The sequence below is a fragment of the Fontimonas sp. FW305-C-3 genome, assembly GCF_058783185.1.
In genome coordinates this window covers 639303-663167 of sequence record NZ_JBYSYK010000004.1, presented here as the reverse complement: position 1 = coordinate 663167, position 23865 = coordinate 639303, and the positions used below count along the sequence as shown (strand labels likewise).

26 protein-coding genes are annotated in these 23865 nt (G+C 65.7%); 12 read left to right on the top strand and 14 right to left on the bottom strand.

Annotated features, from left to right (window positions below; all coding sequences use genetic code 11):
• Window positions 1–6: 6 nt before the first annotated feature.
• Both AC3WUF_RS18410 and AC3WUF_RS18405 read right to left on the bottom strand, forming a co-directional pair.
• Window positions 7–720, bottom strand: a complete 714-nt coding sequence (locus tag AC3WUF_RS18410; RefSeq protein ID WP_492428295.1) for a response regulator — start codon at window positions 718–720, stop codon at window positions 7–9.
• Complete coding sequence (locus tag AC3WUF_RS18405; protein WP_492428293.1) at window positions 717–2087, bottom strand: ATP-binding protein; 1371 nt, start codon at window positions 2085–2087, stop codon at window positions 717–719. Before AC3WUF_RS18405 ends, AC3WUF_RS18410 begins: the two co-directional genes overlap by 4 nt.
• A 149-nt stretch (window positions 2088–2236) precedes the next feature.
• Between AC3WUF_RS18405 and AC3WUF_RS18400 the strand changes: the two genes are divergently transcribed.
• The 5 genes from AC3WUF_RS18400 to AC3WUF_RS18380 all read left to right on the top strand — a co-directional run bounded on the left by AC3WUF_RS18400 (window position 2237) and on the right by AC3WUF_RS18380 (window position 6492).
• A complete protein-coding gene (locus AC3WUF_RS18400) occupies window positions 2237–2695 on the top strand; it encodes a hypothetical protein (protein WP_492428291.1) in 459 nt (152 codons plus the stop codon).
• 173 nt (window positions 2696–2868) lie between these two features.
• On the top strand, window positions 2869–3762 hold the full coding sequence (locus tag AC3WUF_RS18395) for a recombination-associated protein RdgC (protein ID WP_492428289.1): 894 nt from the start codon (window positions 2869–2871) through the stop codon (window positions 3760–3762).
• A gap of 116 nt (window positions 3763–3878) precedes the next feature.
• On the top strand, window positions 3879–4571 hold the full coding sequence (locus AC3WUF_RS18390; protein WP_492428287.1) for a histidine phosphatase family protein: 693 nt from the start codon (window positions 3879–3881) through the stop codon (window positions 4569–4571).
• A 6-nt stretch (window positions 4572–4577) separates the two neighbouring features.
• Window positions 4578–5324 (top strand): SDR family oxidoreductase, encoded by a 747-nt coding sequence (locus AC3WUF_RS18385; RefSeq protein WP_492428285.1) that lies wholly within the window; start codon window positions 4578–4580, stop codon window positions 5322–5324.
• A 94-nt stretch (window positions 5325–5418) separates the two neighbouring features.
• Window positions 5419–6492: a saccharopine dehydrogenase family protein gene (locus AC3WUF_RS18380; RefSeq protein WP_492428448.1), complete on the top strand. Its 1074-nt coding sequence runs from the start codon at window positions 5419–5421 to the stop codon at window positions 6490–6492.
• A 135-nt stretch (window positions 6493–6627) separates the two neighbouring features.
• On the opposite strand, the gene AC3WUF_RS18375 is transcribed toward AC3WUF_RS18380, so the two are convergent.
• Window positions 6628–7536 (bottom strand): pseudouridine synthase, encoded by a 909-nt coding sequence (locus tag AC3WUF_RS18375; RefSeq protein ID WP_492428283.1) that lies wholly within the window; start codon window positions 7534–7536, stop codon window positions 6628–6630.
• A gap of 47 nt (window positions 7537–7583) precedes the next feature.
• Between AC3WUF_RS18375 and AC3WUF_RS18370 the strand changes: the two genes are divergently transcribed.
• The 4 genes from AC3WUF_RS18370 to gloA all read left to right on the top strand — a co-directional run bounded on the left by AC3WUF_RS18370 (window position 7584) and on the right by gloA (window position 9903).
• A complete protein-coding gene (locus AC3WUF_RS18370) occupies window positions 7584–7964 on the top strand; it encodes a VOC family protein (protein WP_492428281.1) in 381 nt (126 codons plus the stop codon).
• Window positions 7961–8494, top strand: coding sequence for a DNA-deoxyinosine glycosylase (locus tag AC3WUF_RS18365; RefSeq protein ID WP_492428446.1), 534 nt, complete (start codon window positions 7961–7963; stop codon window positions 8492–8494). Before AC3WUF_RS18370 ends, AC3WUF_RS18365 begins: the two co-directional genes overlap by 4 nt.
• Before the next feature lie 130 nt (window positions 8495–8624).
• Entirely contained in the window at window positions 8625–9350 is a 726-nt protein-coding gene (locus tag AC3WUF_RS18360) for a DUF2884 family protein (protein WP_492428279.1), read from the top strand.
• Between the two features lie 160 nt (window positions 9351–9510).
• Entirely contained in the window at window positions 9511–9903 is a 393-nt protein-coding gene (gene gloA, locus AC3WUF_RS18355; protein ID WP_492428277.1) for a lactoylglutathione lyase, read from the top strand.
• A 47-nt stretch (window positions 9904–9950) separates the two neighbouring features.
• Here the strand turns inward: gloA and AC3WUF_RS18350 are convergent, their stop codons facing one another.
• A complete protein-coding gene (locus AC3WUF_RS18350) occupies window positions 9951–11336 on the bottom strand; it encodes an alkaline phosphatase PhoX (protein ID WP_492428275.1) in 1386 nt (461 codons plus the stop codon).
• A gap of 102 nt (window positions 11337–11438) precedes the next feature.
• Here AC3WUF_RS18350 and AC3WUF_RS18345 point away from each other — a divergent pair, with 102 nt between their 5' ends.
• The 3 genes from AC3WUF_RS18345 to AC3WUF_RS18335 all read left to right on the top strand — a co-directional run bounded on the left by AC3WUF_RS18345 (window position 11439) and on the right by AC3WUF_RS18335 (window position 13477).
• On the top strand, window positions 11439–12179 hold the full coding sequence (locus AC3WUF_RS18345) for a sterol desaturase family protein (RefSeq protein ID WP_492428273.1): 741 nt from the start codon (window positions 11439–11441) through the stop codon (window positions 12177–12179).
• Window positions 12180–12269: 90 nt separating this feature from the next.
• Window positions 12270–12848, top strand: coding sequence for a hypothetical protein (locus AC3WUF_RS18340; protein ID WP_492428271.1), 579 nt, complete (start codon window positions 12270–12272; stop codon window positions 12846–12848).
• 80 nt (window positions 12849–12928) lie between these two features.
• A complete protein-coding gene (locus AC3WUF_RS18335) occupies window positions 12929–13477 on the top strand; it encodes a DUF4256 domain-containing protein (protein ID WP_492428269.1) in 549 nt (182 codons plus the stop codon).
• A gap of 3 nt (window positions 13478–13480) precedes the next feature.
• Here AC3WUF_RS18335 and ureG read toward each other — a convergent pair whose 3' ends face one another.
• From ureG to AC3WUF_RS18285, 10 genes are all read right to left on the bottom strand, one after another.
• Window positions 13481–14107 (bottom strand): urease accessory protein UreG, encoded by a 627-nt coding sequence (ureG, locus tag AC3WUF_RS18330; protein WP_492428267.1) that lies wholly within the window; start codon window positions 14105–14107, stop codon window positions 13481–13483.
• 3 nt (window positions 14108–14110) lie between these two features.
• Complete coding sequence (locus tag AC3WUF_RS18325) at window positions 14111–14818, bottom strand: urease accessory protein UreF (RefSeq protein WP_492428265.1); 708 nt, start codon at window positions 14816–14818, stop codon at window positions 14111–14113.
• Window positions 14815–15369 (bottom strand): urease accessory protein UreE, encoded by a 555-nt coding sequence (gene ureE, locus AC3WUF_RS18320; RefSeq protein WP_492428263.1) that lies wholly within the window; start codon window positions 15367–15369, stop codon window positions 14815–14817. Before ureE ends, AC3WUF_RS18325 begins: the two co-directional genes overlap by 4 nt.
• Window positions 15370–15510: 141 nt before the next feature.
• Complete coding sequence (gene ureC, locus AC3WUF_RS18315; RefSeq protein WP_492428261.1) at window positions 15511–17217, bottom strand: urease subunit alpha; 1707 nt, start codon at window positions 17215–17217, stop codon at window positions 15511–15513.
• 108 nt (window positions 17218–17325) lie between these two features.
• Window positions 17326–17631 carry an urease subunit beta gene (locus tag AC3WUF_RS18310; RefSeq protein WP_492428259.1) on the bottom strand — a complete coding sequence of 102 codons (306 nt, stop codon included), beginning with the start codon at window positions 17629–17631 and terminating at the stop codon, window positions 17326–17328.
• 10 nt (window positions 17632–17641) lie between these two features.
• A complete protein-coding gene (gene ureA, locus AC3WUF_RS18305; RefSeq protein WP_117288719.1) occupies window positions 17642–17944 on the bottom strand; it encodes an urease subunit gamma in 303 nt (100 codons plus the stop codon).
• Entirely contained in the window at window positions 17944–18822 is an 879-nt protein-coding gene (locus AC3WUF_RS18300; protein ID WP_492428256.1) for an urease accessory protein UreD, read from the bottom strand. Before AC3WUF_RS18300 ends, ureA begins: the two co-directional genes overlap by 1 nt.
• Before the next feature lie 7 nt (window positions 18823–18829).
• Window positions 18830–19465, bottom strand: coding sequence for a HupE/UreJ family protein (locus tag AC3WUF_RS18295; RefSeq protein WP_492428254.1), 636 nt, complete (start codon window positions 19463–19465; stop codon window positions 18830–18832).
• On the bottom strand, window positions 19462–20385 hold the full coding sequence (locus tag AC3WUF_RS18290; RefSeq protein WP_492428252.1) for a response regulator: 924 nt from the start codon (window positions 20383–20385) through the stop codon (window positions 19462–19464). Before AC3WUF_RS18290 ends, AC3WUF_RS18295 begins: the two co-directional genes overlap by 4 nt.
• Window positions 20378–23794: a hybrid sensor histidine kinase/response regulator gene (locus tag AC3WUF_RS18285; RefSeq protein WP_492428250.1), complete on the bottom strand. Its 3417-nt coding sequence runs from the start codon at window positions 23792–23794 to the stop codon at window positions 20378–20380. The genes AC3WUF_RS18290 and AC3WUF_RS18285 overlap by 8 nt, the downstream gene beginning before the upstream one ends.
• Between the last annotated feature and the right edge of the window lie 71 nt (window positions 23795–23865).

The following is a 23865-nucleotide window of genomic DNA, read 5'->3' as shown; positions in this document are numbered from 1 at the left end:
CTCGCGTCAGAATTTTCCAAGGACTTCGGCATCGAGGCCGTAACCGACACCGTAAACGCTGCGGATCGGGTCCTGATCCTGCAGCTGATCGCGCAGCTTGCGCCGCAGGTTCTTCACATGCCCGTCGATATTGCGCTCGTAGCCGGAGAAATCCGTGCCGCGCGCGCGCTCCAGCAGCTGCCCGCGCGACCAGACCCGGCGCGGCTGTTCGATCATCATCGCCAGCAGGCGGAACTCGATCGGCGTCAGGTTCATGACCTCGCCGTTGATGCGCAGCGTGTGTCCGTTCTGATCCAGCTCCAGCGGCCCGATGCGCAGGATGTTGCTGGCCGTCACCTGCGGATGCAGGCGGCGCAGAATGCCGCGCGCGCGCGCAACCACCTCACGCGGGCTGAAGGGCTTGCAGACGTAGTCATCGGCGCCGAGCTCGAGGCCGAGCAGACGGTCGACCTCCTCGACGCGCGCGGTGACCATCATGATCGCCGGATCGGGACCGAGCGCGCGCAGCTCGCGGCACAGCGTCAGCCCGTCCTTGCCGGGCAGCTGGATGTCGAGGACAACCAGATCCGCCGGCCGCAGCCGCAGCGCCTCGAGCACGCGATCGCCGTTGTCGAGCACCTCGACCTCGAAGCCGGCATGGACGAAGTAGTCCTGCAGCACGGAAGCGATCTTGGTTTCGTCCTCGACGATCAGCACCCGCTGCTTCGATGTCTGGTTCATGCGCTCACCTTGGGCAGTTCGATGTGGATGCCGAGTCCCCCGGTCGCGGCGGCGTAGGCGTCGATCCGCCCCCCATGTGCCTCGACGATGGACCGGCAGATCGCCAGCCCCAGACCGGCGCCGCCATCGTGACGCGTGCGTGCGTGCTGCACGCGATACAGCCGGTCGAACAGACGCGGCAGCGCTTCGGCAGGCACGCCGGGGCCGGCATCTTCGATCCGGACACCGACGCCGGCGGCGCTGCCGGCAAGCCGTACTTTCAACAGCCCGGGCCGGGCATGCCGCATGACGTTCTCCAGCAGATTGCCCAGCACCTGCGCGATGCGCTGGGCATCCGCCTGCACGGACGGCACCGGAACAATGTCTGTCTGCACCGTGAAACCGGCACTGCGCAGGCGCGAATCGAAGCGCTGCAGCGCATCGCGCAGCAGCGTCGACAGATCCAGCGATTCCATCGTCATGCGCAGGCCGCCCGACTCGGCAAGCGACAGCAGATGCAGATCCTCGATCAAGGTGTTCAGGCGCAGCACTTCCTGCTGCAGAGAATGCAGGCTGTCCGGCGAGAATGCGCGAATGCCGTCGAGCAGCGCTTCGAGTTCGCCGCGCAGCACCGCGACGGGCGTGCGCAGTTCATGCGCAATGTCGGCCAGCCACTGGCGCTGCTGGGTGTCGTAGCCCTGCAGCGCATCGGCGAGGCGGTTGAAGTCATCGGCCAGCTGGCCGAGCTCGTCGCGCCGGTTGACGTCGACGCGCGTCGCGAACTCGCGGCGTGTCAGCGCCGAGGCGCCGGCGGAGAGACGGCGGATCGGGCGCAGGATCAGTGCGCTGCTCAAGGCAGCGAACACGGTTGCCAGCGTCAGGCTCAGCACGGTGATGCGCAGCAGGCTGCTGGCTTGGCGCCGCGCAAAGCCGGCTTCCTCCGGCGCAATCCAGGCCGGCAACGGCGGACGCACGAGAAAGCCGATGACGCCGCGATCCGCTTCGATCGGCGTGCGCAGCGACTCGGCCACATCCGGCGGCAGCGGTGCGCCGCCGACCCAGCGGCCGTCCGCATCGAGCAGGCTCAGCGGCGCGCGCAGACGCGGCCTCGGCAAGCGCCCTTCGCGGCCCGGCGGCGTCGGGCGCGGATCGAGACGATGACGGAACTCCGGCACCTCGACCGCGGCGGCGCGCAGGTCCGGATTCTGTCCGTAGCGTTCGGCGATGCGTTCGGCCACATCCTCAAGACGCTGGCGCTCGCGCACTTCGACATACGCGGCGAAGCTCATCGCCGTCTGGTGGCGCGCGAGCAGCAGCACGCCGCTGATCAGCGTCGCGGCGGCCAGCAGCTGTACGGCAAACAGCTTCCAGAACAGGGGAATGCGCATGACGGCCATTCTAGGTCGCTCGTCTGAAGCTTGGTGCGACCACAGGGTCTCCGCAGGCTTTCTACACGATGTCCCCATATTCGAAGCCTACTCTGCATCCCGTACGGCAAAGCCCCCGCAATGCCCGCTTCACCCAAAGGAGATTTTCGATGAAGACCCGAATGACGATTGCCACCCTGATTGCCGGCCTGAGCCTTGCAACGGCCGCTGCCTACGCCGCCACCGACGACACGGCCGCCAAGCCTGACCGCCCGCGCCACGAGCACATGATGCGCGGCCACCACGCCTCGATGGAACGCATCGCCGTCGGCAACGTGCTGAGCGCCGATCTCGCGACGCGCACCGGCAAGTCGCAGGCGGAAATCAGTGCGATGCTCAAGGACAAGGGCCCGCGCGAAACCGCCGAAGCGCTCGGCCTCGATCGCGACACGATGCACGCCGCGATGAAGAGCGCGCACCAGACCGTGATCGACAAGGCGGTTGCCGCCCAGCTGATCACGGCGGAACAGGCGACCGGTCTTGCCGAAGCCAAGGCCGAGCGTGCCGCGCATCGCAGCGAGCGCAAGCGCGGCAAGGACGACAGCAAGTCCGACGCCGGCAAGCTCTGATTCTCAGCTTCTCCACCCAAACCCCGGCCACGCCGGGGTTTTCTGTTTTCGGTGGACGGCGACAGCTGGGCAGGTTTTGCCCAGCGCGGAACGGCCGCGCCCGTATTGCTATCATCGCGGCCCTTCGCGCTGGCAAGCCCGGCGCCTCTCCCTGCCGCAATCCCTGAACGCCTATGTGGTTCAAGAATCTGACTGTCTATCGCCTGTCGCCGGGCTGGTCGCGCACGCCGGCTGAACTCGAAGCGACGCTGACCGAATTTCCCTTGCAGGCCTGCATCGGCCTGACGCTGAAGACGCAGGGCTGGGTGCCGGTCAACAGCGCCGGCCAGTTCGCCTACGGCCAGGAAAAGCAGGCGCTGATCTGCATGGGCACGGACGAGAAACTGCTGCCTGCTTCGGTCGTCAACCAGACCGCCAACGAACGCATCCAGAAGCTCGAGAACGACAAGGGCTTCAAGCTCGGCCGCAAGGCCAAGAGCGAGATCAAGGACCAGGTCGCGGTCGAACTGACGCCGCGCGCGTTCTCGCGCCGCCGCGAGACGCGCGGCTGGTTTGATTTCGAGAACGGCTGGCTGGTCGTCGACACCAGCTCGCCGACGCGCGCCGACGATTTCACGCAGACCCTGCGCAACGCGCTGGGCGAGCTGCCGGTGACGCCGCTGCAATCCGAACCGTCGATGAGCGCGCTGATGACGCAGTGGCTCGCCGCCAAGCAGGCGCCGGGCGAGTTCGATCTCGACGACGAATGCGAGCTGACCGGCACCGACGAGCTGAAGGCCACCGTGCGCTATCTGCGCCACGCGCTCGACGGCAAGGACATCGCCGGCCATCTGTCGAACGGCAAGGTCGTCATGCGCCTTGCGCTGACCTTCAAGCATCGCATCAGCTTCGTCGTCGACGACAAGGTGCAGATCCGCCGCCTCAAGTTCCTCGACATGGAAAAGGTCAAGGAAGAGAGCGACGGCCTCGCCGCCGAACAGCAGTTCGAGATCGATTTCGCACTGATGAGCGGCGAATTCGCCGAGCTGCTGCAGGCCTTCGCCGTCGCGATCAACGCCGGCCGCTGAGTCCCGGGCTGGCGTTTCGTGCATTCGCCGGGCTGATGGCCATCCATTCAGAACATTCAATGGATTGATTCGGCCGTAGGGCTTACCGTGTGCGCCTCCTCACACGCGGGTGCCCCATGGGCGCGATCTATCTCATCCGTCACGGCCAGGCTTCGTTCGGCGCTGACGACTACGACAAGCTGTCGAACACCGGCGTCGAGCAGGCGCGCGTGCTCGGCCAGAGCCTGGCGACGCGCGGCATCAAGCCCGACCGCATCATCTGCGGCGGCATGCTGCGCCATCGCGAAACCGCGCAGGCCGCGCTCGAACAGCTCGGTGCGCCGGCGCAATGGGAAACCGATGCCGGCTGGAACGAGTACGACCACGTCGCGATCATCGCCGGCCACACGCCGCGCTGGCGCGACCAGGTCGCGATGAAGCTGGAGCTGGCCAGGGAACCGAATCCGCGCCGCGCGTTCCAGGCGGTGTTCGAAGAGGCCATCGCCCGCTGGGTCGGCGGCCAGCACAACGACGACTATCCGGAAAGCTGGGCCGGCTTCTGCTCGCGCGTCAGCGGCGCGCTGACGAAGCTGCACGAGAGCCTCGGCAAGTCGCAGACCGCGCTGGTGTTCACGTCCGGCGGCGCGATCAGCGCGGTGGCGCAGCGCATGCTGCAGCTCGACGACCGCAACACCTTCCGCCTCAACTGGATCATCGCCAACGCCGGCCTGACCAAGCTGATCTACTCGGAGCGCGGCCTGTACCTGTCCGCGCTCAACGACCACGCCCATTTCGAAGGTGCGCACTCGCACCTCATTTCTTATCGATAAAAGACCATGCGCAAGAACATCCTGATCACCGGCGCCAGCTCCGGCATCGGCCGCGGCATGGCCCGCGAGTTCGCCCGCCTCGGCTGCAACCTCGCGCTGTGCGCGCGCCGCACCGACCGCCTCAACGAACTGAAGGCCGAACTCAGCGCTGCGTATCCGGGCATCCACGTCAGCGTCCGCGCGCTCGACGTCAACAACTACGATCAGGTCTTCGAGGTCTTCAAGTCTTTTCGCGACGAGTTCGGCACGCTCGACCGCGTGCTGGTCAACGCCGGCCTCGGCAAGGGTCAGCCGATCGGCACCGGCTACTTCTATGCGAACCGGCAGACCGCAGAGACCAACTTCATCGCTGCACTCGCGCAGTGCGAAGCCGCGGTGCAGATCTTCCGCGAACAGAACGCCGGCCATCTGGTCACGATCTCGTCGATGAGCGCGATGCGCGGCATGCCGCGCAACCTGACGACCTACGCCGCGACCAAGGCCGCGCTGGCGACGCTGACCGAAGGCATCCGCGCCGACCTGATGCGCACGCCGATCAAGGTCACGACGATCTTCCCCGGCTACATCCGCTCGGAGATCAACGAGAAGGTCAAGAAAACACCGTTCATCGTCGACACCGAAACCGGCTCGCGCGCACTGGTTGCCGCGATCGAACGCGAACCGGCGAGCGCCTGCGTGCCGCGCTGGCCGTGGACCGCGCTCGGCTTCGCGATGCGCGTGCTGCCGCTGAAGATCGTGGCGAAGATGGGCTGATGAAGACGTCATTCCCGCGAAGGCGGGAATCCAGGGCTCAAGCCACTGCGCTCTCCGCCCTGGATTCCCGCTTTCGCGGGAATGACGAGAAGAAATTTTTCGGAGAGACCCTGTGACAACTCAATGGATGATCTACGGCGCCAACGGCTACACCGGCGAACTGATTGCACGTGAAGCGGTGCGCCGCGGCCTCAAGCCGGTACTCGCCGCACGCTCGGCCGACAAGCTCGGTCCGCTCGCCAAGGAGCTGGGCCTTGAAGCACGCGCCTTCAGCCTGGACGCCTCGGATGCGGTCGCCAACGGCCTGCGCGGCATCGGCCTGGTGCTGCACTGCGCCGGCCCGTTCTCGGCAACCGCGCGGCCGATGATGGAAGGCTGCCTCAATGCGCGCGCGCATTACCTCGACATCACCGGCGAGATCGCCGTGTTCGAGCTGGCGCAGGAACTCGGTGCACGCGCCAAGCTTGCCGGCGTCGTACTGTGCCCCGGCGTCGGCTTCGACGTGATTCCGACCGACTGCGTCGCCGCCGCGCTCAAGGCCGCGCTGCCCGATGCGACGCATCTGGCGCTGGGCTTCGACTCGCGCAGCGGCTTCTCGCCAGGCACCGCGAAGACCTCGGTCGAAGGCCTCGCGCAGGGCGGCAAGGTGCGCCGCGACGGCAAGCTGGTGTCCACGCCGCTCGCCTACAAGGTGCGCAAGATCGATTTCGGCGCCGGCGAGAAGCTGGCGATGACGATTCCCTGGGGTGACGTTTCCACCGCCTATCACAGCACCGGCATTCCGAACATCGAAGTGTTCATTCCGGGTTCGCCCGGCATGATCAAGGGCGCGCAACGCGCCAACTACATCCGCCCGCTGCTCGGCCTCGGCTTCGTGCAGACGCTGATCAAGAACCGCATCGGCAAGACCGTCAAAGGTCCCGACGAAAGCACGCGCGACCAGCTGACGACGCACGTCTGGGGTGAGGCAAAGAATGCCAAGGGCGAAACGCGCACGGCGCGGATCAAGACCGCGAACGGCTACAGCCTGACGGTGACCGGCTCGCTGGCGGTCGTCGATCACGTGCTGAAGAGCAAACCCGCCGGTGGCGCGTATACACCGTCGAAGCTGGTCGATGCCGAGCTGGTGACGCGCCTGCCGGGTTCGGGGGAACTAGTGATCAGCTGAGCTTTGGCGCTGGTCTCTCGATACACCACGCTGCGCGTGGCACTCGAGACGAACGGATTTTGTCGTGAGCCCACAAAATCCCCGTTCGCATCGAGTGCCGGCGAAGCCGGTGTATCGAGATGCCGCAGCTGAACCCTAGGCTGGAATTGAACCCCAATCCAACGCCCGCTCGCTAACAAACTCCCGCTCCACCCCGCTCAGCGGATCGACGAACCGCAGCGAACGCGCGAGCAGCTGCAGCGGCCGGCTGAAATCATCCGGCGCGATCTCGGCAGCCAGCTCCGGATAGAACGGATCATTGACGATGCTCGCGCCAAGCGCCGCCAGGTGTACGCGCAGCTGATGCTTGCGGCCGGTGACCGGAAACAGGCGATACAGACTGTGCGTGCCGCGCGTCTCGAGCACTTCGATCCGCGTCTGGCTGTTCGGCTCGCCGTCCGCTTCGCTGCTGCGGAAGAACGGCTCGCCGGTGACGATGCGGCTGCGCCGCTCCAGCGGAAACTGCAGCGCCGGCAACGCGGGCGCCAGCGCCTCGTAGACCTTGTGCATCGCGCGCTGCGGGAACAGCGACTGGTAGGTCGCCCGTGTCTGTGGATTGACCGAGAACATCACCAGGCCCGCGGTGTCGCGGTCGATTCGGTGCAGCGGTGTCAGCGCCGGCAGATCCAGTGCGTGCTTGAGCCGCACCAGCAGAGTCTCCTGCAGGTGTCTGCCGGACGGAATCACCGGCAGGAAATGCGGCTTGTCGGCAATCAGCAGATGCTCGTCGCGAAAAAGTACGCGTGCTTCGAAGGGCACCGCGACTTCGCTCGCCAGTTCGCGGTAGTAGTGCACGCGCTGGCCGGAACAATACGGTGCATTGAGCGCCAGCGGCGCGCCGCTTTCGTCGAATACCAGCCCCCGCTCGAAGCGCGCGCGCCATTCCGCGGCGGCGATCGTCGCGAAATGCGCGCACAGAAAGTCATACAGGCTCGGCCAGCGTCCCGGCGGCAGTTGCACGGTGCTCGCGGCAACGCCGGCGCGCAGTGGCGGTTTGGAGGTCATTTGGACATCCTACGACGCCAGGGATCGACAGAACCACGGAGCGACGCATGCACAAGAGCAAGCTGGCCGGCTTCATCATCGACTGCAAGACTGCGGACCTGCCGGCGGCATCGGCCTTCTGGGGCGGCGCACTGGGCATGCAGCGGCGCGGACTCGACGGCAGCGAAGGTGAGAACTACGTGCGCCTGCTCGATGCGCAGCACGGCCTGCATATCGAGGTGCAGAAGGTGTCGCACGACAGCCGCCTGCATCTCGACATCGAGACCGACAACGTCGAGGCCGAGGTGCAGCGGCTCGAAGCGCTCGGCGCCAGCCGCGTGAAACACATCAACACCTGGTGGGTCATGGAAGCGCCGACCGGCCAACGCTTCTGCGTCGTGCGCACGCAGTCGAAGGACTTCGAACGACTCGCGACGCAGTGGCCCTGAGCCCGTCGCCCAGCCGCGTCAGCAGCTTTGCGCCGGTCGCGGCCGCGGATGCGCGCGTGCTGATCCTCGGCAGCATGCCGGGCGTCGCGTCCTTGCAGGCGCAGCGCTACTACGCGCATCCGCGCAATGCGTTCTGGCCGCTGATGGGCGATCTGCTCGGCTTCGATCCGCAGCTGGACTACGGCGCGAGGCTGGCGGCGCTGAAGCAGGCCGGCGTCGCGCTGTGGGACGTGCTCGGCCACTGCGAACGGCCGGGCAGCCTGGACGCCGACATCGTCAGGGACTCGGGCGTCCCCAACGACTTCGCGCACTTCTTCAAGACCCACCCGCGGATCCGCGCGGTGTTCTTCAACGGCAGCACCGCCGCGCAGACCTTCCGCCGCCAGGTGCTGCCGGGTCTGCCGGCCGGCTCGCTGGAACTGCGGACCCTGCCATCGACCAGCCCGGCCCATGCCGGGCTCAGCTTCGCGCTCAAGCGCGCGGCCTGGCAGGCGGTGGCGGAGGCCTTGGAGGCGCCAGCCCAGGGTTGAGCTTTTTCGCCAAGGCTTCGCCAGTTACACCACAGTCACCTTATGACGGCTTTATAACTATTTGTTTTTATTGACTCTAAAGTTGGCCCAGCGCTTGCTCCATAGCTCCCATATCACCGGGAGAAGTGACATGCTGAAAGCAACTGGGGTGGCGCTGTTGATGGTTTTCGCGGTCGGCGCGCAGGCGGCCGATGTCGATATCGACAGCCATTGCGACTACGAACTGGACCACGACATCACGCTGAGCGGCGACCGCGTGCGCATCGAGGCCGATGGCCGCAACTGGGATTTCATCGGCGACGGCGTGACCCGCAACGGCAAGCCGGTCGAGCTCAGCGATGCGCAGCGCGAACTCGCGCGCCGCTATCACGACGGCATGCAGATCGTCGTGCCGGCCGTCACCGACATTGCGCTGCGCGCCGCGCAGCTCGGCATCGAAGCCGTCGCGCTGGTCACCGCCGGCCTGTCCGGCGACGACTCGATGATCGACCGCATCATCGAGCGCAGCGAAGAACTGACCCTGCGCCTGCACCAGGAATTCGACGGCCGCCGCCTGCCCGCCGGCCGCGCCCTGCGCAGCCAGGCGATCGACGGCGAGTTCGGCGCACTCGCTGCCAGCCTCGCCGCAAACATGGTCGGCAGCGTCGCGTCGTTCGTCGGTCAGGCGATCTTCAATCCGCAAGCGATCGACGCCCGCGCCGAATATCTCGAACGCATCGTCGACCGCCGCATCGAAAGCCGCGCGAAGCCGCTGGAGAGGGATGCGGAAAAGCTCTGCAAGCAGCTGCGCGAACTCGACGAGATCGAAACCCGTCTCGATTTGTTTGACGTCATTGAAGGCGGGCAGTCGATCTAGCCGCGTAGCCCGGATGAAATCCGGGGTTGCCAGCCCGCAGACGGGGCAGACCCCGGATTTCATCCGGGCTACGGTGTTCGACACGAACGGAATGAAGTGTTGCAGCGAAGGCGGCAAGGCGCGACAGTGCGCAGCCCCTCCGCCCACAGGCTGAAAACCCATGCGCATCCTGCACACCATGCTCCGCGTCGGCGACCTCGACCGGTCCATCGCCTTCTATACCGAAGTGCTCGGCATGAAACTGCTGAGCCGCAAGGACTATCCAGCCGGTGAATTCACGCTGGCGTTTCTCGGCTACGGCAACGGCAATGCCGATGGCGGCGCGGAGCTGGAGCTGACCTACAACTACGGCGTTGCGAAGTACGAACTCGGCACCGCGTTCGGCCACATCGCACTCGCCGTCCCCGATGCCTACGCCGCCTGCGAGCGGGTCAAGGCACAGGGCGGCAAGGTCACGCGCGAAGCCGGGCCGATGAAGCACGGCACGACGGTGATCGCCTTCGTCGAAGATCCGGACGGCTACAAGATCGAATTCATCCAGCGCTCTGCGTAACGGAACCCGTCATTCCCGCGCAGGTGGGAATGACGGTCTTTACGTCTTCAGCTCCGGGCGCGGAACGCTTCCGGAATCGTCAGCTCGTAAGTCACGCCGGTGCCGGTGTTGCCGACCGGCAGGTTCGGTCCGCGCTGCGAGCTGAAGTACAGCCGGCTGCCGTCCGGCGAGAACGCCGGCCCGGTGATTTCCGAGCCGCCGAGCGTGATCTGTACCAGCACCTTTGACGGCCGGTTCGGCACGACAACCATCAAACGCATCGCCTCGCCGTCTTCGGCCACCAGCACGTCGCCGGCCGGCGACACGACGACGTTGTCGACGTCGTCATACGCCGGATCGATCGACGCATTGTCGAACACCGATTCGATCAGGCCATTGTCGATGTCGTAGGCGAACACGCGGTTGTCGCCCTTGCAGGCGAAGAACACGAACGCGCGCGTCTGCGTGCTGCCGCCCGGCGGGATGCTGCGCAGACCGGCCGGCACGTCGTAGATCCAGATGCCTTCGCCGCCCTTGAACACGGTGCCCGGCACTGTGCTGCCGGCATTGCTCAGCTCGGTGCGCACGCCGCTCTGCGCCGCTTCCGGACGAACCACGTCGACCCACTGCGTGCGATGCAGCGTGCGGATCAGCGCGTCTTCGGCCGGATAGCCTCCGTTCTCGTAACCGACCACGTTGAGCACCTGCAGACGCCCGCTCTGCATGCGCAGGCGCTCGCCATCGACATCGCTCGCGTCGGCGACGAAGCGATACAGGCGGCCATCGCCGGCGTCTTCGGTGAGGAACACCGTGCGCGTCGGCAGATCGACCGCCGCCGCTTCGTGATTGAAGATGCCCAGTGCCGGCTTGGCGACGGCATCGTCCGGCGAGCCGAACGGATTGCACTCGAAGACCTCGCCGTTGACCGTTTCCTCGCAGGACAGCCAGGTCTTCCAGGGCGTCGCGCCGCCGGCGCAGTTGTTGCGCGTGCCGTTCAGGATCCGGTACGCATCGGCAATCGTGCCGTCCGCCGCAAAACGCAGCGCACCGACGCCGCCCGGCGTCGATTCGCTGTTCGATACATAGACCCAGCCGCCGTCCTCGGTCGCATAGCAGGCGCCGCCATCCGGCGAGGTGTGCCAGTTGTAACCGGTCAAGCCGAGCGGATCGAACAGGCCGGTCAGCGGATTGGTCAGATGCCTGGCCACCGCGCGGACGCTGAACCCTTCGGCAGCCATGACACCGTCAACGCCGGTATCGACCAGCGGCCCGATATCCGCGAGCGGTCCCGGCGCAATCGTGAATTCCGCACTGCCGCCACCACCGCCGCCGACAACTCCGGCCGACGACGAGCAGGCGCTCAGCCAGGCCGGCGTTGACGCGGCACCGGCCGTCAGGAAGACATAACGCAGGAAATCGCGCCGGCTGGCGTCGGTGATCTGTGGCTGAGGCATGAGCATCCCTGGCTGACGTAACGGGCGGCAAAACCCGCAAGAGCGGGAATGCTAAATTGCGGACATGTAGCCGATGTGACAAACCGCAGGGGGGCCAGCGGAATGGATGAACGTCAGCGCCAGTTTCGCCAGCAGTACCAGCAAGGCATCGGCCGTCATTACAACGGCTGGCTGCATGGACTGTGGATCTTCGGTCTCGGCATCGCCTACATCGCCTGGAGCGCCGACCACCTGTTCCATCCGAGCTGGGCCTGGCTCAGCTTCGTCGTCGCCTATCTGTTTTCCAACGTCGGCGAATGGTGGCTGCACCGCTACGCTCTGCATCAGCGCATCCCCTGGCTGCGTGCGCTGTGGCAGCGCCACACCGTCGAGCACCATCACTACTTCACCGACGACTGCATGACCGTCGACTCGCACCGCGAGTACCGCATCATGTTCTTCCCGCCCTACGCCGTCGTCGGCCTCGGCCTGCTCCACCTCGGCCTCGCCGCCGTCTGGGCACTGCTGTTCGGCCCCAACGCCGGCTGGCTGTGGATGATTGGCGGCATGACGCACTACCTGAGCTACGAAATCCTCCACACCGCGGCGCATCTACCGCCCTGGCCGGTGCTCGCGCGCATTCCCATCGTCAACACCATGCGACGCAACCACTGGATTCATCATCACCACCGGCTGATGAGCGATCACAATCTGAACCTGACGATTCCGTTTGCGGACTGGCTGTTCAAGACCAGCGATCTTGAACGCGGGCTGTGGGAGATCGTCACGAATGGGTATCGGATGGATCGGGTGAAGGGGCAGGTGTTAGAGAACTTAGGCTCTGCTCTCTATCCCCCGAACTAGCATTCAAAAGTCCTATCCGCAGCCGGGATCCCTGTTCGACCTCATCTGCGCCGCCTGATCTCTACTAACCCACTCACGGGACGTCACGTCATGAATGCAAGGTATCGAAAGGCCCTCCACACGACTCTGGCACTTATGCTCGTAGGTGCCTCCTTGTACGGAGTATGGTTTCTCGTTCGCGAGTTTGTCCTCGCAATCTCAGCAGCAAGCCCGGAGGTTTCAGCAGCCGTAGTGGGCGCAATGGCAACGATACTTGCCGGCACGTCGGCAGTCTTGATCAGTCAAGCCCATGAGCGCCGACGCGCAGCTGAAGAAGCCCATCGCCTAAGAAAAGTGGAGATTTACCAAGGCTTCATTGACATGATATCGAGGATGATCGGCTCGTCGAATACGCATCTCTCTTTGAAGAAGCCTAGCCAACAAGAGCTAGTTCAGTATGTATTTAAGTTCAAATCGGACCTTCTACTTTGGGGTTCTCCGCAAGTGATTAGAGCTCAACTACTATTTGAGTCTGCATCCGATGGAAAGAATACGAAAGCGCTATTTGAAGCGGTCAACTCGCTATACCTTGCTATCCGTGAGGATATTGGCCTCAGCAACTCCGGTCTGACCAAGTTGGAGCTCGTGAAGCTGTCTCTCAACAACGAAGCCAGAGCAGAGCTGGGTTAACCGTCTGCCTTCATTTCTGTACTTTCATTCAAACCAGTTAAGTTCTGGGCATCAGAGCATCGTTAGATGAGATCAAAAAGATGACCAAGAAAGCCAAAGGACATGACGACCTGCTGCAGACGCTGAAGCTGCGCTTCGAGAAGAACATGAAGCGCCACGCTGGCGTAGCTTGGGCCGATGTGCAGGCCCGTCTAGAAAGCAATCCAGCGGCGCTCAAATCGCTGCAGGAAATGGAAGCCACGGGCGGCGAGCCGGATGTGATCGGCAAGGCGGGCGCCAAGCAGTTCACGTTCTGCGACTGCTCGGCGGAAAGTCCGACCGGGCGCCGCAGCACCTGCTTCGACCGCGAGGCGCGTGTCGCGCGCAAGGAGCATGCGCCGAAAGACAGCGCGGTAGAGATGGCCGATGCGATGGGCATCGAACTGCTGAGCGAGGCGCAGTATCGCGAACTGCAGGCGCTCGGTGAGTTCGACCTGAAGACGTCAAGCTGGATCGCGACGCCGGCCGATGTGCGCAAGCTTGGCGGCGCGCTGTTCTGCGACCGGCGCTACGGCAAGGTGTTCGTCTACCACAACGGCGTGCAGTCCTATTACGCCGCCCGCGGCTTCCGCGGCCTACTGAAGGTCTGAGCCTTACGCGAGCATGCCGCGGGTGACGATGAAGTCGATCACCGTATCCAGGCCCTGACCCGATTTCAGGTTGGTCATCACGAACGGCAGCTTGCCGCGCATGCGCGTGGCGTCGTGGGCCATGACGTCGAGATTGGCGCCGACATAGGGCGCGAGGTCGGTCTTGTTGATGACGAGCAGGTCGGCCTTGGTGATGCCGGGACCGCCCTTGCGTGGAATCTTCTCGCCGCCGGCGACGTCGATGACATAGATCGTCAGGTCCGACAGTTCCGGGCTGAAGGTCGCGGCGAGATTGTCGCCGCCGGATTCGATGAAGATCAGCTCCAGATCCGGAAAGCGCCGGCTCATGCGGTCGACGGCTTCGAGGTTGATCGACGCGTCTTCGCGGATCGCGGTATGCGGACAGCCGCCGGTCTCGACGCCCATGATGCGTTCCGGCGCGAGCGCGCCGGCGGCGACCAGCAGGCGTTCGTCTTCCTTGGTGTAGATGTCGTTGGTGACGACGGCAAGGCGATGCTTGTCGCGCATGCGCTTGCAGAGGACTTCGACCAGCGTGGTCTTGCCGGAGCCGACCGGGCCGCCGATGCCGACGCGCAAAGGGCCGCCGTTCGTCGTGTTGAGTTCAGACATGCATCAGCTCCTGAATAGCCTTGAGTATTGGATTTCGTGTTGACTGCTGAGCAGGCCAAGCATCGGTGCCTGCGTCGAGAGTTCTTCGTCGCGCAGCGCGAACGCCTGTTCGACGAGCCCGGCGATCTGCGGGCGGATCGCGATCAGCAGCTTCTGGCCGGACACCTGGCCGAGCGGCACCGCCTTGAGCGCGGTCATCACCTGGTTCTCCAGCCAGCTGTACAGATAGCCGTACAGCGCGAGCCGCGGCGGGATTGCCCATAGCGCGCTCGCCGCAGCATGAGCCGCAGGAAAGCACAGCTCGCCTTCTGGAATCGCCTCGCTGTTCGTCGCCTTCAGCAGTTGGCGTAGCGAGTAACCCATCTGCAAGGTCTCGGCGCGCAGCTCGCGGGTTTCGCGGCTGGCGATGAACTCGTTATTCCAGTTTTCGAAGCGCTGCGGGTCCTGTGCATCCCAGGCCGCACGCAGGCGACACCAGACCGGCGCCTCGTAGCGGCCAAGAACCAGCTTCAGCGTCGCGGCGATCCAGATCTGCGCGGACGCGGCATCGCCGACGATGCCCTTGTCGATCGCCGATTCCAGCCCCTGCGAATAACTGTACGCACCGACCGGCAGCGCCGGACTGCTCAGCTGCAACAGTGCACCCATCGCGTCCAGATCACTCGGGACGTCGAGCGGGGCCTGCAGCCTGGGCAGCAGCGGACTGTTCACCGGTGGAACTGCAGGGTCGTCATGTCCAGATTGCGCGCATGCGCCTGTTGCGACAGCAGTTCGCCGACCGAGCCGGCGTGTTCGTCGTGATCGTGGCGATGGCCGCCGCCGTAGGCACCGGGCTCCGGCTCGAATGCGGTCGCGCATTCGCTGACGACCATGCCAAGGCCGAGCAGCATGTCGCGCAGCACCGGATCGGGCTCCAGCAGCAGCTCGGTCGGCGACAGCGCCAGCGGAATGTGGCGGTTGCCGAGGTGATAGGCGGCGCGCAGCAATGCGAACGCCGGATCACTCGCATCCGCTGCGGCGGTCACGCGGTACAGCGGTTCGATCGCCGCGCGCACGCGGATCACTTCGCCGGTCTCGGCGAGCAAGCCGTCGCCGCCGCGCAACTGCGTGCCGCGCGGCAGGAACAGGCCGACTTCGGTGCCGTCCTCGAGCACGGCGCGCAGACGGCTGCGGGCGCGTTCGGCGTAGCTGAGGACGAGTTCGCGAAGCACGGCATGCGGTGGCGCGGGGACTCGGGTGGTGAGTTTGAGCAGAGCGCTCATGGCTGGTTCCTCACCTGTTGCGAAGTCCAGGCATCGTAGGGTGGGCTGAACGCAGTGAAGCCCACCGTTGTGCGCTCTGCACGATGGGCCTCGCGATGCTCGGCCCATCCTACGAGTGATTCAGGTGATCGGTGCATACGATCAGAACAGGAAGTAGCGTTGCGCCATCGGCAGCTCGGTCGCCGGTTCGCAGTACAGCGACTGCCCATCGGCGATGACTTCATAGGTTTCCGGATCGACCGAGACTTCCGGCTGCCAGCTGTTATGGATCATGTCGGCCTTGGTCACCGTGCGGCAGCCCTGCACCGCGACGAGCGGTTTGTGCAGGCCGAAGCGTTCTCCGATGCCGGCGGCGAGCGAGGCCTGCGACACGAAGGTCAGCGAGTTGCGCGTCACCGCGCCGCCGTGCGCGCCGAACATCGGCCGGTAGTGCACCGGCTGCGGGGTCGGGATCGAGGCATTCGGATCGCCCATCGCGGCGCTGACGATCATGCCGCCCTTGATGATCAGGAAGGGCTTGACGCCGAAGAACGCCGGCTTCCACAGCACGAGGTCGGCCCACTTGCCCGGTTCCACCGAGCCGACTTCGTGGGCGATGCCATGCGTCAGCGCCGGATTGATCGTGTACTTGGCCACATAGCGCTTGATGCGCGCGTTGTCGTTGCGCGCAGGGTCGCCCGCCAGTGCGCCGCGCTGGATCTTCATCTTGTGCGCGGTCTGCCAGGTGCGGATGACGACTTCGCCGACGCGGCCCATGGCCTGCGAATCGGACGAGATCATCGAGAACGCGCCGAGGTCGTGGAGGATGTCCTCGGCGGCGATTGTCTCCTTGCGGATGCGCGATTCGGCGAACGCGACGTCTTCGGCAATCGAGGCATCGAGGTGATGGCAGACCATCAGCATGTCGAGATGCTCGTCGAGCGTGTTGACGGTGTACGGCCGCGTCGGATTGGTCGACGACGGCAGCACGTTCGGCAGGCCGCAGACCTTGATGATGTCCGGCGCATGACCGCCGCCGGCGCCTTCGGTGTGATAGGTGTGGATCGTGCGGCCCTTGAACGCGGCGACGGTCGCTTCGACGAAGCCGGATTCGTTGAGCGTGTCGGAATGGATCGCGACCTGGGTGTCGGTCTCGTCGGCGACCGCGAGGCAGCAGTCGATCGCCGCCGGCGTGGTGCCCCAGTCCTCGTGCAGCTTGAGGCCGATGACACCGGCGTTGACCTGCTCGGTCAGCGGTCCCGGCAGACTGGCGTTGCCCTTGCCAAGGAAGCCGAGGTTCATCGGATACGCATCGGCGGCCTGCAGCATGCGTTCGATATGCCAGGGGCCGGGGGTCACCGTCGTTGCGAAGGTGCCGGTCGCCGGGCCGGTACCGCCGCCGATCATCGTCGTGACGCCGGAGTTCAGCGCCTCGTCGATCTGCTGCGGACAGATGAAGTGGATGTGGCTGTCGATGCCGCCGGCGGTGACGATCATGCCCTCGCCGGCAATGATCTCGGTGCCCGGCCCGATGACGATGTTGACGCCCGGCTGGATGTCCGGATTGCCGGCCTTGCCGATGCGCAGGATGCGCGCATTCTTGATGCCGATGTCGGCCTTGACGATGCCCCAGTGATCGATGATCAGCGCATTGGTGATGACGGTGTCCATGCAGTCCGCGCTCATGCGCTGCGACTGGCCCATGCCGTCGCGGATGACCTTGCCGCCACCAAACTTCACTTCCTCGCCGTAGATCGTGAAGTCCTTTTCGACTTCGGCGATCAGTGCGGTATCGGCCAGGCGGATGCGGTCGCCGACGGTGGGTCCGAACATCTCGGCGTAAGCCTGGCGGGAGATTTTCAGGGGCATGTCAGGCAACTCCAGCTGGCGGATTCGTAGCCCGGATGCAATCCGGGGTTTGTGCGTGCGGCCAGCCAGAAACCCCGGATTGCATCCGGGCTACGTCGATAGCAATGTTCATAGAGGCCCCGAGACCCGCGCATTGAAACCGTAGACGATGCGGTCACCCGCCAGCGCGATCAGTTCGACCGTGCGCCCCTGCCCCGGCTCGAAGCGCACCGCCGTGCCGGCGGCGATGTTCAGGCGGAAGCCGCGCGCGGCGGCGCGATCGAATTGCAGCGCCTCGTTGGCCTCGTGGAAGTGATAGTGCGAACCGACCTGCACCGGCCGGTCGCCGGTGTTGGTCACGTTGAGGGTGATGGTCGAGCGACCGACGTTGAGCTCGATCTCGCCGTCCGCTGCCAGCAGTTCTCCGGGAATCATCGCGTCTTCCTCACACAATCGGATCGTGGATCGTCACCAGCTTGGTGCCGTCCGGAAACGTCGCTTCGATCTGGATGTCCGGAATCATCTCGGCGACGCCGTCCATGACGTCCTCGCGCTTGAGCAAGGTGCGACCGTGGCGCATCAGCTCGGCGACCGAGCGGCCGTCACGCGCGCCTTCCATGATGTCGGCCGAGATCAGCGCAATCGCCTCCGGATAGTTGAGCTTCAGGCCGCGCGCGCGGCGCCGTTCGGCAAGCAGGCCGGCGGTGAAGATCAGCAGCTTGTCCTTCTCGCGTGGGGTTAGTTCCATCAGGTGCTCCAGATTCTCGGGGGCAGCGCCGGCAGGCCGATCAGCGGCGGCCGCAGCAGCGTCCAGATGCGGGTCAGCACGCCGCGCACCTGCTCGGCGCTGGTGCCGAGCGCACGGATCAGCATCGGTCCTTCGGGCAGTGCGGTGACGCCGAGCACGACATCGCTGTCCTTCGCGACGTCACGGCACTCGTCGATCAGCGCCTCGTCCGGCGTGAAGCCGATCGCCCACATCAGGCCGCTGACGTGGCGCTGGTTCCAGCCGACGACCGACTGCAGCAGTTCGTCGTCGCCCTGGATACGGCTGCGCTCCATCCACAGCAGTTTGTCGTCGCGCCGGATCTCGATGCGCTGCAACCAGCGGCCGTTGGCAAACCGCTCGCGCCGCGCCTGGCGGCCGAGGACGACGATGTCCCAGCCGCAGCTGCGCGCATCGCCGCTGCAGTTCAGCGTCAGCGTCTGCTCGGCAACGGCATCGTCGAAGACGATGGTTTCCTGCGGCAGCCATTCCAGCGCGGCGCCGGCAGCGGCATTGAGCACGACATCCTGGCGGGCGATGGCGCCGCCGGACTTGTACCACTTGCCGGCGCCCGGCGTGGTCAGCAGTGCATGCGCATTGATGTCCACGCTGAGCTGGATATCCAGATGATCGCCGCCGGCGATGCCGCCCGGCGGATGCAGCAGCAGCAGTTGCGCGGCGTGCTCGCCTTGCGGGTAGAGCACCTTCTGCACGCGCAGCGGGCCGAAGTGTTCGCAGTCGCGCAGGCGGCTGCGGCCGTCCTGCTCATCGACCTGCAGATGGATGCGTGCCTGCCATGCGCGTCTCTGCGCATACGGCACGCCGACGATCACGACAGGATTGGCGGCGGCGCTGGACATGTCGCGCTCAGCCTCCGGAGAGCAGGCCGCAGCCAATGGCTGCGAAGCCGAGGCCGCTCGCGCGGATCAGCAGTCCGGCGCCGCGATTCAGTGCCAGCGCGGCGAGACCGATGCCGCACAGGTGCAGCATCGCGGTGGCGAGCAGGAAACCGGCGAAGAACGGCAGCATCGGTGCATCGGCCGCCATCTCCGCGCCGTGTGCCCAGCCGTGCACGAGCCCCATCGGCAACGTGAGTGCCGCTGCGATGCCGCGCGGCACGTTTCCGGCAACGGCGAGCAAGGCGCCGAGACCGATCAGCGAGCTGGCGATCAGCGCTTCGACCAGACCGCTGCCGCCCATCTGTTGCCCCGCGAGCGCGCCGCAAGCAACCGCGGCGACGAACAGCGCCGGCAGCTGCAGCGTCTGCAGCAACCTGGCGCCGGATGCGCGCTGCAGCTGCCGCGCCCACAAACCGACGGCGAGCATTGCCAGCAGATGATCCCAGCCCAGCCAGGGATGCAGGAAGCCATCGCGCAGCGCGAGGCCGGCGTGGCCGGGGTGCGCTTCGGCAACGAGCGGAACGCTGCAGGCAGCGATGACGAGAAGTCCATTCAGCAGTCGGCGTGCGGTGTTCACGACGGTGATCTCCTTCGGATGTTTCATTGATTGAGAATACGAACGGCGCGCGCGGCTGCGGCGGCGCGGTTTTCGACGCCGAGCTTCTCGAAGACCTGTTCGAGATGCTTGTTGACGGTGCGATGGCTGATGCCGAGGATTTCGCTGATCTCGCGATTGGCCTTGCCGCGGCTGATCCACACCAGTACGTCGGCTTCGCGGCCGGTCAGCGACAGCGCGTCCTGCAGCGTGCGCTCCTCGCGGCCGGGACTGACGTCGGCGAGGCGGAACAGGAATTCCGACGGGCTGGTGGTGCCGACGTACGAGAACTCCAGCCGCCGGCCATCGACTTCGATGAAAGCGCTGTCCTGCGAGTCCGCGCCTTGCTGGCGCAACTGGCGCAGACGCTCGATGACATCCGGCGGCAGGTGATGGCCCTCGCCCTCGGCGCCGGCGAACAGCTCCGACAGCAGCTGCGCGGCGCGCGGCGTGCACCACTGCAGCTCGCCGAGCTGGTCGGTCGACAGCAGGTAGCGGCCGGTCGCATCCAGCGCGGCGCGCGTGCCGTGGGCCAGACGCGCATTGGCTAGATGCACGCGGATGCGCGCCAGCAGTTCGTCGACGACGATCGGCTTGGTGACGTAGTCGACGCCACCGACCTCAAGGCCTTTGACGACGTGCCAGCTCTCCGACAGGCCGGTCATGAAGATCACCGGCACATGCGTCAGCTGCTTGTCCTGCTTGAGACGGCGGCAGGTCTCGAAGCCGTCGATGCCCGGCATCATCGCGTCCATCAGGATCAGGTCCGGCGTGATCTGGTCGACCAGCGCGAGCGCGCTCATGCCGTCGGTCGCGACGAGCACGGTGACGCCGGCCTGGTCGAGCGTGTCGGTCAGGAAACTCAGGTTGCCGGGCGTGTCGTCGACGACCAGCACGATGTCGCGCCGCTTGTTGGCCGGATCATGCATCGCGACCGACCTCCTCGCGCACGCTGTCGAGCAGATGCGCGTAGCCCTTCATGTCGAAGCCGGCGACCAGGCTCAGCAGGCGCTGCGCGAACGCGTGGCTCTCCGGCACCTTCGATTCCATTTCCTTCAGCTTGGCCTCGATGCCGCGCACATGGCCGATGCGGCCGAGCTGGACCAGTTCGTCGACGAACTGCCGCGCCGACGATGGCGGCCTTTCATCGGCGCTCAGCGCAACCAGCGGCTCGCGCAGCGGCTCGTCGCCCTCGTAGACCCAGCGCAGGCCGAGCAAGCTGCCGACGCGTTCGAGCAAGGCATCGACATCGATCGGCTTGACCAGGAATGCGTCGTGCACCGAATTGCCGTCGCCGCCGGGGCTGTAGTCGTGGGCATTGGCCGACACCATCATGATCTTCGGCTGCGGCGCTTCGAGCGCGCGCAGCGCCTCGGCAACCTGCCAGCCGCTCATGCCCGGCATCGCGATGTCGAGCATGACCAGATGCGGATTGCACTCGCTGGCGAGTTCGAGCCCGCCGAGGCCATCGCTGGCGGCAAACAGGTTGATGCCCAGCGGCCGCAGGATGCCTTCCATCAGGCCGCGATGCGCCGGATCGTCGTCCGCCATCAGCACCGTCACGCGCGGACCGAGATAGCCGACGATGCGGCGCCGTTCGGCGGGCACGCTGTCGGCCGAAGCCTCCGACAGGTACAGCCGCACCGCGAACAGACTGCCCTGCCGCGGCGTGCTGCGCACCGAGATTTCACCGCCCATGATCTGCACGAGGACCTTGGTGATCGTCAGGCCGAGACCAACGCCGGGCACCGCCTGGATGCCGGGCATGCTGCCGCGCTCGAAGGGTTTGAAGACGCTGTCGAGATCCTCGGCGCGGATGCCGATGCCACTGTCGCTGATCTCGAACTCGGCGACCTGGCTCGACGGATAGCGCACCGTCAGCCCGACATGGCCGTCGCGGGTGTACTTGATCGCGTTCGACAGCAGGTTGATGAGAATCTGCCGCAGGCGCTTCTGGTCCGCGTTGACCGCAGCCGGCAAGGTCTCCGGCCGCGCATAGCGGAACTCGATGCCCTTGGCCGAGGCCTGCATGCGGAACATGTCGGCCATCTGGTCGAGGAATTCGGCGAACGGCACCTTGTCGCGCGACAGGCGCAGCACACCGCTTTCGATCTTGGAGATATCCAGCAGCCCGTCGACGAGGTTCGACAGGTGGCCGGCGCTGCGGCGGATGACCTGGATCGCACTCTCCGGCCTTGCAGTCCCACGTTCCAGCAGCTGCGCGTAGCCGAGGATCGCATTCAGCGGCGAGCGGATCTCGTGGCTCATGCCGACGATGTAGCGGCTCTTCGCCTCGTTGGCGCTCTCGGCCAGCTCCTTGGCCTTCTGCAGCGCGGCGTCGGTCTTTTCGTGTGCCTCGATCTCGTCCATCAGCATCGTCGTCTGATGCTGGGTTTCCTGTTCGGCAGCGAGGCGGCTGTGCTGCGCCAGCACCAGCAGCCAGGCGGCCACGCCGGTGACGACGAGCAGCGTGAAGTACACGATCATCAGTGTGTTGCCGACCACCTCGGCCAGATCCGGCGACGCGGCGATGTACTGCAGGTAGATGAAGCCGAGCAGGAAGCCGATGACCAGGTTGAACAGCAGGAAGGTGCCGACGAACTGGCCGGTGCCGCTGTACTTGCCGCTGAGCCAGCGCTGCGGCAGGAAGCGCGCGAGCAGCTGGGTGACCTGCTCGGTGAAGCGGCTGTCGGTCTTGCAGACGTCATGGCAGCGCGCGTCGAGCGTGCAGCACAGCGAACAGATCGGTCCGTTGTAGGCCGGGCACATCGCCATGTCGTTGCGCTCGAAGCTGTTCTCGCAGATCGAGCAGAACTGTTCGGCGCGCCCCGGAAGGCCATCGTCGCGGCGTGCAATGTAATAGCGTCCCTGTGTCAGCCAGGCGATCAGCGGCGCCGTCACGAAGGCGACGACGAGTCCGACGAACGGCGACAGCGCCTGTGCCATCGGCCCGAGCGCGCCGACGAAGGCCGCGGTGGACACGACGATCGACAGCGCCATCGCGCCGACGCCGACCGGATTGATGTCGTACAGATGCGCGCGCTTGAACTCGATGTGGGCCGGCGACCAGCCGACCCGCTTGTTGATGACCAGATCCGCGGTCAGGGCGCCGATCCAGGCGACCGCGAAGTTGGCGTACAGAACCAGCACCGTCTCGATGACGCGCAGGATGCCGACTTCCATCAGCAGCAGCGCGAGCAGCACGTTGAACACCAGCCAGACGACGCGGCCCGGATGCGCGTGGGTCAGGCGCGAGAAGAAGTTCGACCAGGCGATCGAACCGGCATAGGCGTTGGTGACGTTGATCTTGAGCTGGCAGGTGATGACGAACACGCCGGTCAGCACCAGCGCGACGATCGGCGAGCCGATCATTTCGCGGAACACGACGAAGAACATCTCCGCCGGCTCGGCCGCGCTGCGCTCGCTGAGGCCGTGGTTAAGCGCGAAGTACGCGAGGAAGGACCCGGCGAGCAGCTTGATGCCGCCCATGACGACCCAGCCCGGACCCGTCGTCAGCAGCGCGGTCCACCAGCGCCAGCGGCCGATCTTCGCGGCCTCCGGCATGAAGCGCAGGTAGTCGGCCTGCTCGCCGATCTGCGGCAGCAGCGACAGCAGGGTCGACGCGCAGATCGCGAAATGCATGGGATCGAGGCTGCCGTCGGCGGCGCCTTCGCGGCCGGCGAAATGCGTCCAGCCCGCCATCTCCTGGTCGCCCGACATCAGCAGGAACACGAACGGCGCGAACTGCAGGATCAGCCACACCGGCTGCGTCGCCAACTGCACGCGGCTGATCATGCGGATGCCGTAGATCGCAATCGGGATCACCAGCAGCGCGCTGATGATGTGGCCAAGCCACAGCGGAATGCCGAACAGCAGGTGCAGCGCGCCGGACATGATGCTGGCCTCGATCGCCAGCAGCAGGAACGTGAACGAGGCGTAGATCAGCGACGTGATCGTCGAGCCCATGTAGCCGAAGCCGGCGCCGCGGGTCAGCAGGTCGATGTCGAGGCCGAAGCGCGCGGCGTAGCGGGCGATCGGCAGGCCGATGAAGAACATCAGCGCGCAGACCAGCGCGATCGCGGTCGCGGCGTTGGCAAACCCATACGCCAGTGTCAGCGTCGCGCCGATCGCCTCGCAGGCGAGGAAGGAGATCGCACCAAACGCGGTGTTGGCGACGCGGAACGACGAATACTTGCGCGCCTTCTCGGCGGTGTAGCGCAGCGCGTAGTCCTCGAGCGTCTGGCTCGCGACCCATTTGTTGTACTGCCGGCGCTCGCGGACGATGCGCTGGCGGCTGCGCGCCGGCGGCACGGGGACGACATCCACGGCGACCGTCACGACGCGGCCCGGCGGGCTGCCGCGGGGCTGGTGCCAGTTGTCGAATCCGTTCGGCGCATGTCCTTAGTTCT

Bases quoted from the DNA above. Each gene is read 5' to 3' on its own strand.
- AC3WUF_RS18410 (WP_492428295.1), bottom strand. From the start codon at position 720: ATGAACCAGACATCGAAGCAGCGGGTGCTGATCGTCGAGGACGAAACC.
- AC3WUF_RS18405 (WP_492428293.1), bottom strand. From the start codon at position 2,087: ATGCGCATTCCCCTGTTCTGGAAGCTGTTTGCCGTACAGCTGCTGGCC.
- AC3WUF_RS18400 (WP_492428291.1), top strand. From the start codon at position 2,237: ATGAAGACCCGAATGACGATTGCCACCCTGATTGCCGGCCTGAGCCTT.
- AC3WUF_RS18395 (WP_492428289.1), top strand. From the start codon at position 2,869: ATGTGGTTCAAGAATCTGACTGTCTATCGCCTGTCGCCGGGCTGGTCG.
- AC3WUF_RS18390 (WP_492428287.1), top strand. From the start codon at position 3,879: ATGGGCGCGATCTATCTCATCCGTCACGGCCAGGCTTCGTTCGGCGCT.
- AC3WUF_RS18385 (WP_492428285.1), top strand. From the start codon at position 4,578: ATGCGCAAGAACATCCTGATCACCGGCGCCAGCTCCGGCATCGGCCGC.
- AC3WUF_RS18375 (WP_492428283.1), bottom strand. From the start codon at position 7,536: ATGACCTCCAAACCGCCACTGCGCGCCGGCGTTGCCGCGAGCACCGTG.
- AC3WUF_RS18370 (WP_492428281.1), top strand. From the start codon at position 7,584: ATGCACAAGAGCAAGCTGGCCGGCTTCATCATCGACTGCAAGACTGCG.
- AC3WUF_RS18360 (WP_492428279.1), top strand. From the start codon at position 8,625: ATGCTGAAAGCAACTGGGGTGGCGCTGTTGATGGTTTTCGCGGTCGGC.
- gloA (WP_492428277.1), top strand. From the start codon at position 9,511: ATGCGCATCCTGCACACCATGCTCCGCGTCGGCGACCTCGACCGGTCC.
- AC3WUF_RS18350 (WP_492428275.1), bottom strand. From the start codon at position 11,336: ATGCCTCAGCCACAGATCACCGACGCCAGCCGGCGCGATTTCCTGCGT.
- AC3WUF_RS18345 (WP_492428273.1), top strand. From the start codon at position 11,439: ATGGATGAACGTCAGCGCCAGTTTCGCCAGCAGTACCAGCAAGGCATC.
- AC3WUF_RS18340 (WP_492428271.1), top strand. From the start codon at position 12,270: ATGAATGCAAGGTATCGAAAGGCCCTCCACACGACTCTGGCACTTATG.
- AC3WUF_RS18335 (WP_492428269.1), top strand. From the start codon at position 12,929: ATGACCAAGAAAGCCAAAGGACATGACGACCTGCTGCAGACGCTGAAG.
- ureG (WP_492428267.1), bottom strand. From the start codon at position 14,107: ATGTCTGAACTCAACACGACGAACGGCGGCCCTTTGCGCGTCGGCATC.
- ureE (WP_492428263.1), bottom strand. From the start codon at position 15,369: ATGAGCGCTCTGCTCAAACTCACCACCCGAGTCCCCGCGCCACCGCAT.
- ureC (WP_492428261.1), bottom strand. From the start codon at position 17,217: ATGCCCCTGAAAATCTCCCGCCAGGCTTACGCCGAGATGTTCGGACCC.
- AC3WUF_RS18310 (WP_492428259.1), bottom strand. From the start codon at position 17,631: ATGATTCCCGGAGAACTGCTGGCAGCGGACGGCGAGATCGAGCTCAAC.
- ureA (WP_117288719.1), bottom strand. From the start codon at position 17,944: ATGGAACTAACCCCACGCGAGAAGGACAAGCTGCTGATCTTCACCGCC.
- AC3WUF_RS18300 (WP_492428256.1), bottom strand. From the start codon at position 18,822: ATGTCCAGCGCCGCCGCCAATCCTGTCGTGATCGTCGGCGTGCCGTAT.
- AC3WUF_RS18295 (WP_492428254.1), bottom strand. From the start codon at position 19,465: ATGAAACATCCGAAGGAGATCACCGTCGTGAACACCGCACGCCGACTG.
- AC3WUF_RS18290 (WP_492428252.1), bottom strand. From the start codon at position 20,385: ATGCATGATCCGGCCAACAAGCGGCGCGACATCGTGCTGGTCGTCGAC.